Raw genomic sequence first — 14,227 nt, 5'->3', positions numbered from 1 at the left:
ACAGGAGGCGAAAACAAAATGGCTATTTATGGAACAGAAAAATGGACACCCTCAGATAAATTTCAATTAGAAGGAGGTGTGCGATTAGAATGGCAAAATATAAACGGGAAATGGTACAAAGGAGAAGATAGAAAATTGGCAGGAACTAATTGGGTATCAGGAGATAAAACTAAAGTTAAAAAGGATTGGATAAATAAAACGTTTACTGCTAAGGCTTTATGGAAAATTATGCCCTCTTTTGGACTTCAAGGAGAAGGAACTTATGCGGAATTAGGAGGGAAACTAAGTAGTTATGCTGGAGCTGACGATCCGGGAATAAAAAAGTCTAAAATACCTGGAGCTTCCTTTGGAGTATATTATAACCATTCCTTAGTAAGAATTGTATCAAAAGTTACCTATATACAAAGGAGTAATTTTACTAATAATTCAACTTTCACAAATCCTAAAGATCCTACGGATTATATGAAAAAAACTATCAGTTATGATGTAAAAACCATTGGATGGACTACCGATGCTCTCTTTACACCATTTAAAAATTTTCAATTTCATATGTTGTTAACCCTTCAAAATCCTGAATATAAAAATTACAAATTTGAAGCTTATGATATTAAATATGACTATGATGGGAACATAGCTAGAAGTGTTTCGAAAACTATTATAGAATTAGATCCAAGCTATAATTGGAAAAAATTCAAGTTTTGGGGAAGTGCACGTTATTTTAGTAAAGAATATGCAAACTATACCAATTCCTTATATTTTGCAGGAAGATGGGAAACTTTTGCTGGAATAGACTATAAATATAACAGTAATTTAAGCTTTGGAGTAAGTGCCGTTAATCTATTGAACCAAAGTGGAGCACAAGGCTCAATATCTGGAACCAATACGGCTATGGATCCTACCCCTTATTACGATAGAGCGGTAGCAGGAACTTATATTCGTCCATTTACCATAGAGCTCAAAACTAAATTTAAATTTTAAATAAAAAAAATGAAACGCAGTTGGATTTATCATAAATGTACTACAGCGATATACTTTTTAATTCTGTTAGTTCAATGTGGAACTATATGGGCGCAAGATAAGATTACGAAGAAGCCTATGAAGTTGATTAGTTATAATGTATATTGGGGAATGAAGCAGGATTCCACTACAGATAAATCCAAATTTGCCGAGTGGATTCGAAAACAAGATCCGGATATTCTTGCATTACAAGAAATGAACGGATTTACAGCCGGAATATATGAGTTTGCACCGAAAGGAGCGAATCCCAACAATCTTAGAAAATTAGCAGAAAGTTATGGTCATCCTTATGTTGTTATTGTTAGAGAACCATCTACTGACGGATCTGTAACTTTTCCGGTAGCTATTACTTCTAAATATCCGATCATAAATGTAAATCGAGTATTAGATAATAATATTCACGGATTTATTGAGGCAGAAATTGAAGGACTTCATTTCATTGTAACGCATTTTCATCCGTTCTCATCACAAAAAAGAAGTTATGAAATAGATCAAATTTTAGCAACTATAAAATCAAAACCGACTAATCAAAAATGGATGTTTATGGGAGACCTGAATTCAGTTTCTCCTCTCGATAAAAGTGCATATAAAGATAACAAACTTCGTAACTTCATACGAGAAGACAGAAAAAAGAGACCTCATAATCAAAATTTAGGTAAAGATGATGAACTTGATTATACAATACAACAAAAGATTCTCGATTTCGGCTTTATAGATGCACTCCGTTATTTTCATCCTGAATTTGATGCAACTGCACCAACTAAATTGTTTTATGATCAATCAAAATCTCCGGTTCGATACGATTATCTATACGTAAGTGGAAATATGAAAAAGGATATAACAAAATGTGAAATCATTAAAGATAGTTTTACAGATATCTATTCAGATCATTATCCGGTTGTTTTGTATTTTAATAAATAAAAAAAATAAAATGTAAATAAATGAAAAATTATGTACAATTAAAATTAATAGCTTTCATATTATTGACGCTATTTATCAACCCACAAATTTATGGGCAAAAGAAAAATACAACGAAAAAAGATAACACAGTAACGATTTATTTTACCAGGCATGGAAAAACAATACTTAATACTATGGACAGAGTACAAGGGTGGGCTGATACTCCACTAACGCCAGAAGGAGTTGAAGTGGCTGAATTCTTAGGGAAAGGTATTAAAGATGTAAATTTTAAAGCAGCCTATTCCAGTGATTTAGGACGAGCTAGGCAAACGGCTCGCATCGTTTTAGACAACAAAGGACAATCAAACTTACAAATAATCGAAGTACCTCAGCTAAGAGAAACCAATTTCGGTAGCTATGAAGGAGACCTTAATTCAAAAATGTGGGGTGATGCAGCTCTATACTTACATTATAAATCATCCAAAGAATTATTTGCCGATATGGCTAAAAATCCGGATGTTCTAAAAAAAGCAATGGAAACTTTTAAAACGTTAGAAACATTAGGTATTGGAGAAAATTATGATGATGTTAAAGCAAGAGGTCAAAAAGCTATTCGTGAAATAGCTGAAAAAGAGGCCACATCCGGAGGAGGAAACATATTATTAGTAGCCCACGGAATGGCTATCAGCGTTTTCCTTTCTGATTTAGATAGTAGCGGCAAAAAAATAGCCGGAACTCACATGGGTAATGCGGCTGTATCAAAAGTAGTTTATAAGGATGGAAAGTTTACGGTTGAATCCTTTGGTGATATGGGATATGTAGAAAAAGGAAAAAAATTATCAAATAAATGATAATAGCCGTAACGTTTACTATTAAATAAAATTTACTGCATTTTTAAAATTGAAGGATATGCTTTACATGCATGTATAATAGTATTCAATGCTTTGCTTTATTTAACTATAATACTGGTTTTTCGTTAAAACCTTTTATTAAATCGACTTTATATAATTTTTAGTGTTTGATACTGTTATAATTCATCAATTTCATTGAACGTAAAATTCTGTAAACATCAAAAAATACAGAAAACTAAACCACAGAAAAAAAATTATAAAAAGATGAGAAATAAAAAAATTATATATTCATTCTCAGTACTATTTTTATTGATAAGTACAAATGAAATATATAGTCAGAATCAAACAAAAAAAGACACTATTAAAGTCGATTTAGATCAAAAAAAAGATCGAAATGTAATGTTAAATGCTGCAAATAGTACCGGACCGAGAGATGTTAATATAGGTTTACCGGCCTCAGTTGGCGGAACAACCATTTTAGAAAACGGACTTCCTGTAGTATATCATTATTGGCCAGAACTTCCAACAAAAGCTTGGAGATCAGACGTAATGATTAATCGTTCGGGATTATTTGATTTGGGGCAAACTTTTATTAACATCGGCGACGTAGGTTTTTCATTAAATACCTATGATAATTTAGGCACCGATAAGCTTCAAGGAAAGGTAAATTTAGAATCCAATCATTTTGGCTTAATGAGAGGAAGTACCAATGTAAGTGGTCCTATAAACAATAAAGGTCTGAAATATTCAGCAGGCGCTTATTTAAGTTTCGATCCAGGTACCTTCAAACCTTCGGAAATTGATAGATATTATGCAGATAAAACACAATTATATAAAATAGCATTAACCCAAGACTATAAATATACAGGAGGAGAAGGTTCAGTATCTGTATTATATAAATATGTTAATGTGAAAAATCTAACCTACAATTATAGCCCGTTTATTTATGGAAAAGATGGAGATGTTAGTGAAATTTCGGGTTTTAAAATAGGAAGAAAATCTTATCATGAAAGATCGGGGAAAATAACTCTAATGGATGCCTTTACTGGGAATCTAGTTGAAAAAGACATATTAGATGATTATGGTACGGAATCTCATACTGTTGATTTATTAGGGAATAATAAATTTAATAATGGATTTCATCTTAATTATATGGTACGTTACCATTCATCAAAAGTTGGAATTTATATACCGATAATGGCTGGAGTTTCTACTGCTTTACCCGGTGAATATGTATATGCAGATACAGGGGAGGCCTATTTAGGCAACAATGCGCAAGGAGTATTAGTATTAGCCACTAAAAGAACTCCGGTTAAATCTATAACAGGAACGGTTGAGTTGGGGAAAAAAATCGGTAACCATGATTTAAAGGTAGGTATTAATGAATGGCATTATAAAGTTGATAAATATACAACAGAAACAGCCATGTATTTTCAGGAAGTGGCTCCCAACCCAAGAAAATTAAAGCAGCTGGGAGGAAGTTCTAATGCCAGTACTAATGGAGAATTTAACTTAAATGGTGGGTTGGAGTATCACAATGGAAATGAGAATAAATTTGCTTTATACATTTTAGATAAATGGAATATAATAGATAAATTAGAATTAAACTTAGGGGGACGTATAGAATATCAGGCTTTACGAGGAGATTATCTGGATAGAGAAAAAAAACCGGGATTACAGATCATAGATGAAAATTATAAGGAAAATATAAACAAAGATTGGGTAAATCAATCATATATGCTTAGTACAGTATATAAAATGACCAAAAGATTTGGATTCTTAGGAGAAGTAAATTATAATGAGCAAGCAGGACATTTAGAATATTATAATATAGGTGTTAATCCCAATATAAAAAAGTCTAAAATACCTGCTGCCGGTTTAGGAGTATATTTTAATCATCCTCTAGCTAGTATCGTTTCAAAAGCAACTTATATAACTAGAGATGAATATCGTTCAACCGTTAACTTTTCCAATCCTAATAATCCGGGAGAAGTTAGAAGAAAAACAACTAATTATGACATAGAAACTATTGGTTGGACAACCGATATAGTTTCTTCACCTATTAAAAATTTTCAATTACATTTTTTAATTACGTTACAAAGTCCGAAATATAAAAATTTTGTTGGAGAAGTTGATTTTGCTGATGGTTCCATTTCTAAATATGACTTTACTGACAAATATGTAACCGGCATTTCAAAAGTATTATTAGAAATCGATCCTAGTTATGTATGGAAAGATTTAAGAATATGGGCAAGTGCAAGGTATTTCAGTAAACAGTATGCAAATAGGCCGAACACAGTATATTTTGCTAGTCGTTGGGAAACTTTTGCTGGCTTGGAATATAAGATAAATAAAAATTTAAGTTTTTCTTCAACAGTAATAAACTTGTTTAATCAAAGAGGAGCTAAAGGGGATATGGGTGATGCAGATTTAATTTTAACTTCTGAAGAAGCAAAAAAGAAGGAAGGAACTATTTTATCAGGAACTTATATAAGACCTTTTACGGTTGAATTTAGTCTCAAATATTCTTTTTAATAATAAATAATTTAAAATAATATCAAATTATATGACGAATAAAGAAAAAAATTATGCATTGCCTATCGCAATGATGTTTGCTCTATATTTTATGATTTCTTTTGTGACGGGCTTACAAAACCCGATGGGAATCATAGTTAAAAATCAATTTGGTGCTTCAAACTTTATGTCTCAATTAGGTAATGCAGCAAATTTTATAGCCTATGCATTTATGGGGATACCTGCAGGTATGCTTTTGCAAAAAATAGGATATAAAAAGACAGCTTTACTTGCAATTATTGTGGGATTTGTAGGGGTTGGAATCCAATATCTTTCCGGAGGAATGGAAAGCTTTGCAGCCTATTTAATAGGAGCTTTTGTATCCGGATTTTCTATGTGTATGTTAAATACAGTTGTCAATCCTATGTTGAATACCTTAGGTGGAGGAGGTAAAAAGGGAAATATTTTATTACAGCTAGGAGGCTCTATCAACTCTTTGGGAGCTACCATTGTACCTGTATTAGTTGGATATCTCATTGGTAACGCCGCAAGCGCAACCATTAAAGAAGCAAATCCGGCTTTATTTCTAGCTATGGGTATTTTTATTTTAGCATTTATGGTATTATTAATAGTTAAAATACCGGAACCGTTTTTAGATAAAAAAGAAAAAATAGAAGGAAAATATAGCGCATTTTCTTTTAGGCATTTTTGTCTGGGGGTAGCAGCCATATTTATATATGTAGGTATTGAGGTAGGTATTCCTAATACAGCTAATTTGTATATGACATCTTCCTCTGACAAAGGTGGATTAGGGATTGATACTACTGTAGCAGGAACTGTTGTAGGTACGTATTGGTTTTTAATGTTAATCGGACGATTGATAGGAGCTTCTTTAGGCGCTCGAATTTCAAGTAAAACCATGTTAGCATTTACCTCTCTTTTAGGATTGATATTTATATTATTGGCTATTATTAGCCCTATCTCTTCTACGGTAAGTATGCCGGTTTTTAAGTCAGATATATCTATAGGCTTTGCAGAGTTGCCGATTACCATAGTATTTTTTATATTATGCGGTTTATGTACCTCAGTGATGTGGGGAGGAATTTTTAATCTAGCCGTTGAAGGTCTTGGTAAATATACTTCAGCAGCATCCGGCATTTTTATGATGATGGTATGCGGAGGAGGAATTTTACCTCTAATTCAAAATTATTTTGCTGATTTGTTCGGATTTCTTTCAAGTTATTGGTTGATTATAATAGAATTTGCTTTCATTCTTTATTATGCATTAGTAGGAAGCAAAAATGTAAATAAAGATATTCCAGTAAGTTAATTTAAATTATTATTAACATCTTATTCCCCTAATCTTAAATTAGGGGAATTTTTTATAGTAAAAAATAAAGGTGTCTAGTTAGCTGATAAGAAAACCTAAGAACATTCCACTAAAAACTAAAAGAAGCTTTTGCCAATCTAAAGAGTGTTTCTCATTACTCTCGAAAATGATTACAGAAGAAATATGTAAAAAAATACCTGCAACTATACCTAATATTTTGGGATATACATTAGGGGCTAAAAATGAACCGAAAAATGCACCGATAGGAGCTGAAACAGCAAATAAGATAAGGATTGAAACAGCAAAAATTTTCTTAATATTTAATGAAAATAAAAAGGTTGATAAAACAATAGTCTCTGAAACTTTATGAATGCTTAAAGCCCACAAAATGTTAGAAGAATGAAGATGAGGCTCATGTACTTCATGTGTATGCATATGATGATGATGAACTTCAAGTGGAGTACCTTCTAAAAATGAGTGGATAAATAATCCTAGCATAACACTTAAGGGAATAACGTTATGAGTATGATCATTAGAACTATGTAAATGCCCATGCTCTATACCTTTTGATAAACCTTCGAGTAGTAATTGAGTACCGACGCCTATAATAATCCATATTCCCGCATTAGTTTCTCCTGATTGAAATAGGAGAGGAAACATATCCAAAACAGTTATTGCCAGAAGAAGTCCGGCACTAAACATTAATAGTCGTTTGCTGAATTTTGAATTATTTTGGAAAAAATATGCTATTCCTGCTCCGATAATTACTGCAGAAATTAATACGATATAGTCCATTTACTTTTCAAAAATTAAAATTAAGCGAGGAGAAGTTTTTACATTAAATTCATGTAAATCATAATCACCAAAGATATTTTTTAATGAAAATCCTACCTTTTTACCAATATTTTCGAAGTAATTTAAATGAAAAGTCCTAACTCTTTCTTGAAAATAAAAATTTTTGTCTTTATCTTGAAAGTTGATGTCTTTTATTATAAAACCATCCTCAATTTTCCTATGTAAATGGAACAATATGCCATCAACCTCTTTATCCTCATTTTCTACCAAATTATCAATAGCTAATGAAACATTCATAAAATCCATTACAAAAATTCCCTTATCTAATAATTGTTCATAGATTGCTTGATACACTTTAAGGTTATCTTCATCATTGCTAAAATAACCGAAACTTGTAAATAAATTAAAAATTGCGTTAAAAGAGTGTGGAAAGTTTGGTTTTCTCATATCGCCCACAAAAAACTTAAGATGTTCATTTTCGTGTTTTTTAGCATATTCAATACTTTCAGGAGCTAAATCAACACCTGTGACATCATATCCCAACTGATTTAAAAAGATACTATGCCTTCCTTTACCACAAGCTAAGTCTAAGATTTTACTTTTCCCGGATAGAGAAAGATATTTTAGTAAGTTGGTAATAAATTCCTGAGCTTCATTATTATCTCGATTTTTATATAAAATATGATAATAGGGAGTATTAAACCATTCTGCAAACCAATCCATACTTCAAAATTACTACAATTTTTTTACCTAATTATAAAATTATTTGTAGTATTATAAAGATTTTTTTCCATTATATGACAGGATTGCATCCACCTATATATTTTTACATTTAATTATTTATATATCATTTAAATTTGATAAAGAACTAAATAAAATAACAAGATTATTTGTTTTATATTTTATTGATGATTTTTTTAATCATTTAATTACTGCAGAAATTAATACGAAGTCCATTTACTTTTTAAATACTGCAGGCAATAAAATAATTAAAGTTTTCGGGTACAATAAATAGGCTTATCATTAAATTTTCTTTCAATTTCACTATGTGATTCATTTTCGATATAAGCAAAATTTCTTTACTTAAAATAAGGTTTCAAATTCAAAAAGTGTAAAAAAAACTACCAAGGTTCACCGTTTTGTTTAAAAAAGTAATAACATTATCCATGATTTCTCTTTATGGATGATTTTTATTTAAATAATCCAGGCTTATCCCAGAAACGTTTATCATATTTAAAGAAATCTAAAATTCAAATAACTTTTTCGGGTTTTATTTTGATGTTAGGTAATGTATTACAATTAGTTTTAAGTGTGTTATAGTTTTTTTAATATTTGGAGAATATATTTCGCATTCGCGTTTAAAAATTAAATTATGTATCTAAGTTATTGTCACATTTTTTATATAAAACATATAACCAATAGAAAATCAGTTAAAAAGAAGGGGGAAGATTAATAAAATTAATTTTTTTTTTATATATTTGCGCTTCGATTTGGCGACTTGTAGAAAATCGTTATAATGTAAAGTATAATCCACTTCCTAAGCAATCAATTTCGCCATATTCTTACGTTGAAAAGCTAAGGAATACAATGTTAATAAAATATGTCTGAAGAGACTAAAAATTTTGAAGAAGGGCAAGATGCTCTAAAAAATGCAAATGTAACTCCCGAGCAGTTTGACTGGGATTCTTTTGAATCTGGATTAAACGCAGAGGATAGAAAAGAAAAGTCTGAGTTAGAAAAAATGTATGATACTTCTTTGAGAGAGCTTGATGAGAACCAAGTTTTCAAAGGTAAAGTTGTGCGCATTACAGACAAAGAAGCTATCGTTGATATAAACTTTAAATCAGAAGGAGTAATTTCATTAAATGAGTTCCGTTACAATCCGAACCTTGCTGTGGGTGACGAAGTAGAAGTAATGGTAGCTCAAAGAGAAGATAAAACCGGACAATTACAACTTTCTCATAGAAAAGCAAGAATGCTAAAAGCATGGGATAGAGTTAACGAACTTCATGAAACCGGAGAAATTGTTGAAGGATATGTTAAATCAAGAACAAAAGGAGGAATGATTGTAGATGTATTTGGCATTGAAGCTTTCTTACCAGGTTCACAAATTGATGTAAAACCTATCCGAGATTACGATCAGTATGTTGGAAAAACTATGGAATTTAAAATCGTTAAAATTAATCACGAATTTAAAAATGTAGTTGTATCTCATAAAGCACTGATTGAAGCAGATATTGAAGATCAGAAAAAAGAAATTATCGGACAACTTGAAAAAGGTCAAGTATTAGAAGGGGTGGTTAAAAACATTACCTCTTATGGAGTATTTATTGACTTAGGAGGTGTAGACGGATTGATTCACATCACAGACTTATCTTGGAGTAGAATCAACCATCCATCTGAAGTTGTTCAATTAGATCAGAAAGTAAATGTGGTAATACTTGATTTTGATGATCAAAAATCAAGAATCCAATTAGGAATGAAACAATTGGAAGCACATCCGTGGGATGCTTTAGATCCAAATTTACAAGTAGGAGATAAGATAAAAGGAAAAGTAGTCGTATTAGCAGATTACGGAGCTTTTGTTGAAGTAGCACCAGGGGTAGAAGGATTAATACACGTTTCTGAAATGTCTTGGTCAACACATTTAAGATCAGCTCAGGATTTTGTTAAAATTGGAGATGAAGTAGAATGTGTTATTCTTACCTTAGATAAAGAAGAAAGAAAAATGTCTTTAGGTATGAAACAATTAACTCCGGATCCATGGACTGATATTACAGCTAAATATCCTGTTGGATCAAAACACAAAGGAACCGTTAGAAACTTTACTAATTTTGGAGTATTTGTAGAACTTGAAGCAGGAGTAGACGGATTAATTTACATTTCGGATCTTTCTTGGACTAAAAAGATTAAACATCCTTCTGAATTTTGTTCTGTAGGTGATGTTCTAGATGTAGTAGTTTTAGAATTAGATACCGAAGCTAGAAGATTAAGTCTAGGTCATAAACAATTAACGGAAAATCCTTGGGACAAATACGAAGTTAAATATGCAGAAGGAACTGTTCACACAGGAAAAGTTATTCAGTTATTTGACAAAGGAGCTACCGTTCAGTTCGAAGATGTTGAAGTAGAAGGTTTTTGTCCATCAAGATTATTAGAAAAAGAAGATGGCTCTAAAATTAAAAAAGGAGACGAAGCTGAATTCAAAGTAATCGAATTTAATAAAGAGTTCAAAAGAGTAGTAGTTTCACATACCGGAACTTTCCGTGAAGAAGAAAATAGAGAAGAAACTGAAAAGCAAGTGAAATCTCAAAATCAAAGCGTTGAAAAATCTACTTTAGGAGATTTAGATGAATTACAAGAATTAAAAAGAAAGATGGAAGAAGGACAATAATCCTTTCTTGAATCAAAATATTTAAGAAAAATAATTCATGAAGAACCGTAATCTTTACGGTTCTTTTTTTATATAAAAATATGATTAAATTAATTTAATTAAATCGCTGATTATAAGCATTTTGTATCTTTATGTGAACAATTTATATTTTATTTTTATAAATATAAACTTTAAAGTAAAAAAAAATTATATATAATTTTGTATAATATTTGTATTTGTATAAAAATAAGTTTAATAATAAAAATTTATATATGAAAGTATCATTTTTTTCAACACAACCCTATGATATTAAATTCTTTAATGAATGTAATAAAAATTTCAATTACGATCTAGAATACTTTGAACCTAATTTAGATGAGCATACTGTGAACATCATTGAAGAAGGAACAGATGCTATTTGTGTGTTTGTAAATGATAAATTAAACGAACGAGTTATTAAGAAATTAAAAAATAGAGGCATTAAATATATAGCGCTTAGAAATGCAGGATTTAATAATGTAGACTTGGAAGCAGCAAAAAAATATGAAATTAAAGTTTGTAGAGTGCCTGCTTATTCCCCACAAGCAGTAGCAGAACATACGTTAGCTATGCTTTTAACCTTAAACAGGAAAACTCATAAAGCATACAATAGAGTTAGAGAACAAAATTTTTCTCTTAATGGTTTGTTAGGAACTAATATTTATAAAAAAACAGTGGGTATAATAGGTACTGGTAACATAGGAAGGGTATTTTGTAAGACGATTAAAGCTTTAGGAACAAATGTTATTGCATACGATGTATATCCAAGTGAGGAATTACAAAAAGAAGGATTTAAATATGCCACTTTGGAAGAGCTTTTGCAACAATCGGATATAATTTCATTACATTGCCCATTAACCCCTGAAACCCATCATATTATCAATAAAAAAACAATAGATATGATGAAAACAGGTGTATATTTAATAAATACCAGTAGGGGAGGTCTTATTAATACACAAGACATAATTGACGGTTTAAAAGCCAAAAAAATCGGAGCCTTAGGTATTGATGTATACGAACAAGAAGAAAAGTTGTTTTTCAGAGACTTATCCGAGACAATTATTGAAGATGATAAAATTCAATTATTACTTTCATTTCCCAATGTATTGGTAACTGCCCATCAAGCGTTTTTTACTGAAGAAGCACTTACACAAATTGCTTTAGTAACTTTAGATAATTTAAAACAGTTAAGCAATAAAAATTGTATTGATAATAAAGCAGCTGAACTAGCCTAAATAATGTAACTTTAATTTCATTTTGAGAATCTTTTCTAAATATTAAAGTTTTTATATTTTCTCATTTCGAATTAAAAATAAAGTAGATATGTGTTATATTCCTTTATAAAATAAAATACAAATTGTGTTTTTTTTTAAAATAATAAAAAAAATAGACAATTTTTGATGTATAAATATTTATAATTTGTTTTTTGTATGTAAGTTTATATAAATAAAATAAATTGTTATTTTTATTAATTAAATTTAATTTTAATAACTTATAATTAAAAAAAAGTATTTATTTTTACAGAAGTGAAGATAAAATGAGAATCGATAGTGAATTTTTTCAAAATGAAGCACTTTTTGTTGCACAAGGATTATTAGGTAAAAAAATTGTAAGAGTTTACGATTCCGGGAAAATTGAAAAATATACAATTACTGAAACCGAAGCCTATGTAGGGGAAGAAGATTTAGCGTGTCATGCAAGCAAAGGTAGAACTAAAAGAACAGAAATTATGTACCATGAAGGAGGAAAAGTATATGTATATCTGATATATGGAATTTATTGGATGTTAAATTTTGTAACTGGTAAAGAAAATAATCCTCAAGCAGTTTTGATAAGAGGAGTTGAAAAATGTTCCGGTCCGGGAAGGGTTGGCAAATTATTGCAGTTAAGTGGAGATTTTTATGGTGAAGATTTATCTTACTCTTCAAAAATATGGATTGAAGATTCTCATGTTAAGCCAAATTTTATTACCACTGAAAGGATAGGAATAGATTATGCGGGAGAAATTTGGAAAAATAAACTTTGGAGATTTTTAATAACTAGAAACTAACAATACTACTTATGAAGATATTAACATCAAAACAAATTAAAGAATGCGAGAGTCAATTTATTAAAAGTGAGGAGACAACATCTTTAGCTTTAATGGAAAAAGCGGCTATAGCATGCTTTGAATGTCTAAAAAATAAGTATTCAAATGAATATACTTACTATATTTTCTGTGGTAAAGGAAAAAACGGAGGAGATGGATTAGCCTTAGCAAGATTATTAAATAGTGAAAATTATAATGTTGAGGCTCATATAATACAGTCCTCTTCAGATTTTGCAGAAGAAACTCAGGAAAATTTCGATAAATATCCAAAATCTGTATATTTTATAGAAGGAGACGATTTTGAAATAAGCGAAGAAAAGGCTATCATCATAGATGCTTTATTTGGGATAGGCTTAAATAAAAAATTATCCGGCATAGAAGAAAAAATAGTTAACCAACTCAATGAATCTAATGCTATAAAAATTTCCATCGATATTCCATCAGGATTATTTGCTGATTCAATACCCGAAGAAGGGCAAACCGTATTTAGAGCAGATGAAACGTTGACATTTGAATTTTACAAAAGATCGTTTCTTCATCTCGAAGCTGCGCAATATGCAGGAAATATATATGTACTTAATATTGGTTTAGACAAAAAGTTTATAGAAGATGAAAAAACCGATAATTATCTTATAGAATATAGTTTTTGCGAAAAAAATTATAAGGGAAGAAATCCATTTAGCAATAAGGGTAATTTTGGAAAAGCAATCATTATAGGAGGAAGCTATGGAAGAATGGGATCTATTACATTTTCTACCTTGTCTGCTTTACGAGTAGGTACTGGTCTTGTATTTACTGGAGCACCCGAATATGGTAATTCAGTACTTCAAACATTAGCTCCTGAGGCTATGTTTTTCTCATGTGGAGATAAGTATATCGAAGATATTCAGATACCTTTTGAAAATTATAGAATTGGAATAGGCCCTGGATTAGGGACTGAGGTACTTACAAAAATGGCATTTGAAAAATTATTGGAAAAAGAAAATAATCCTATGGTTCTTGATGCCGATGCGCTAAATATAATATCAGAAAATAATGATTTATTAAAACTGGTTCCAAAAAATTCAATTATAACCCCTCATCCTAAAGAATTTGAAAGATTATTTGGAAAAACATCTTCTTCAATTGAACAATGCGAATTAGCCAGAAAAAAAGCAAAAGAATATGAAATTGTTATAGTAATAAAGGGACATAATACAGCTATATTATTACCTGATGGACTTTGTTATTATAACGCTACCGGTAATGCAGGTATGGCAAAAGGAGGAAGCGGCGATGTGCTAACCGGAATTATAACGGGACTATTGGCACAAGGATAT

11 protein-coding genes are annotated in these 14,227 nt (G+C 30.5%); 9 read left to right on the top strand and 2 right to left on the bottom strand.

All coding sequences use genetic code 11. The annotated features are described in order from the left end of the window. The 5 genes from M3Z80_RS06475 to M3Z80_RS06455 all read left to right on the top strand — a co-directional run. A partial coding sequence (locus M3Z80_RS06475) for a TonB-dependent receptor (RefSeq protein ID WP_459251446.1) occupies window positions 1–978 on the top strand: 978 nt, incomplete at its 5' end. Between the two features lie 9 nt (window positions 979–987). Continuing rightward, window positions 988–1,938 carry an endonuclease/exonuclease/phosphatase family protein gene (locus M3Z80_RS06470; RefSeq protein ID WP_293918661.1) on the top strand — a complete coding sequence of 317 codons (951 nt, stop codon included), beginning with the start codon at window positions 988–990 and terminating at the stop codon, window positions 1,936–1,938. Between the two features lie 20 nt (window positions 1,939–1,958). Then, window positions 1,959–2,768: a histidine phosphatase family protein gene (locus tag M3Z80_RS06465; protein ID WP_293918659.1), complete on the top strand. Its 810-nt coding sequence runs from the start codon at window positions 1,959–1,961 to the stop codon at window positions 2,766–2,768. A 264-nt stretch (window positions 2,769–3,032) separates the two neighbouring features. Beyond that, window positions 3,033–5,303: a TonB-dependent receptor gene (locus M3Z80_RS06460; RefSeq protein WP_293918658.1), complete on the top strand. Its 2,271-nt coding sequence runs from the start codon at window positions 3,033–3,035 to the stop codon at window positions 5,301–5,303. Window positions 5,304–5,334: 31 nt separating this feature from the next. Next, window positions 5,335–6,612 carry an MFS transporter gene (locus M3Z80_RS06455; RefSeq protein WP_293918656.1) on the top strand — a complete coding sequence of 426 codons (1,278 nt, stop codon included), beginning with the start codon at window positions 5,335–5,337 and terminating at the stop codon, window positions 6,610–6,612. Between the two features lie 78 nt (window positions 6,613–6,690). Here the strand turns inward: M3Z80_RS06455 and M3Z80_RS06450 are convergent, their stop codons facing one another. Together M3Z80_RS06450 and M3Z80_RS06445 are read right to left on the bottom strand one after the other, a co-directional pair. Then, the gene (locus M3Z80_RS06450; RefSeq protein WP_293918654.1) at window positions 6,691–7,407 is read right to left on the bottom strand and encodes a ZIP family metal transporter; all 717 of its coding nucleotides are present in this window, start codon (window positions 7,405–7,407) and stop codon (window positions 6,691–6,693) included. After that, the gene (locus M3Z80_RS06445; RefSeq protein ID WP_293918652.1) at window positions 7,408–8,130 is read right to left on the bottom strand and encodes a class I SAM-dependent methyltransferase; all 723 of its coding nucleotides are present in this window, start codon (window positions 8,128–8,130) and stop codon (window positions 7,408–7,410) included. 877 nt (window positions 8,131–9,007) lie between these two features. Between M3Z80_RS06445 and rpsA the strand changes: the two genes are divergently transcribed. The 4 genes from rpsA to M3Z80_RS06425 form a co-directional block, all read left to right on the top strand. Then, window positions 9,008–10,801, top strand: a complete 1,794-nt coding sequence (gene rpsA, locus M3Z80_RS06440) for a 30S ribosomal protein S1 (protein ID WP_293918651.1) — start codon at window positions 9,008–9,010, stop codon at window positions 10,799–10,801. Window positions 10,802–11,052: 251 nt separating this feature from the next. Further along, window positions 11,053–12,054 carry a 2-hydroxyacid dehydrogenase gene (locus M3Z80_RS06435; protein WP_293918650.1) on the top strand — a complete coding sequence of 334 codons (1,002 nt, stop codon included), beginning with the start codon at window positions 11,053–11,055 and terminating at the stop codon, window positions 12,052–12,054. Between the two features lie 302 nt (window positions 12,055–12,356). After that, window positions 12,357–12,869 (top strand): DNA-3-methyladenine glycosylase, encoded by a 513-nt coding sequence (locus M3Z80_RS06430; RefSeq protein ID WP_293918648.1) that lies wholly within the window; start codon window positions 12,357–12,359, stop codon window positions 12,867–12,869. An 11-nt stretch (window positions 12,870–12,880) separates the two neighbouring features. Then, a partial coding sequence (locus tag M3Z80_RS06425) for an NAD(P)H-hydrate dehydratase (protein WP_293918646.1) occupies window positions 12,881–14,227 on the top strand: 1,347 nt, incomplete at its 3' end.

It is taken from the genome of Apibacter sp. (assembly GCF_025291155.1).
Lineage (GTDB): Bacteria > Bacteroidota > Bacteroidia > Flavobacteriales > Weeksellaceae > Apibacter.
This window is presented reverse-complemented; position numbering and strand designations above follow the sequence as displayed.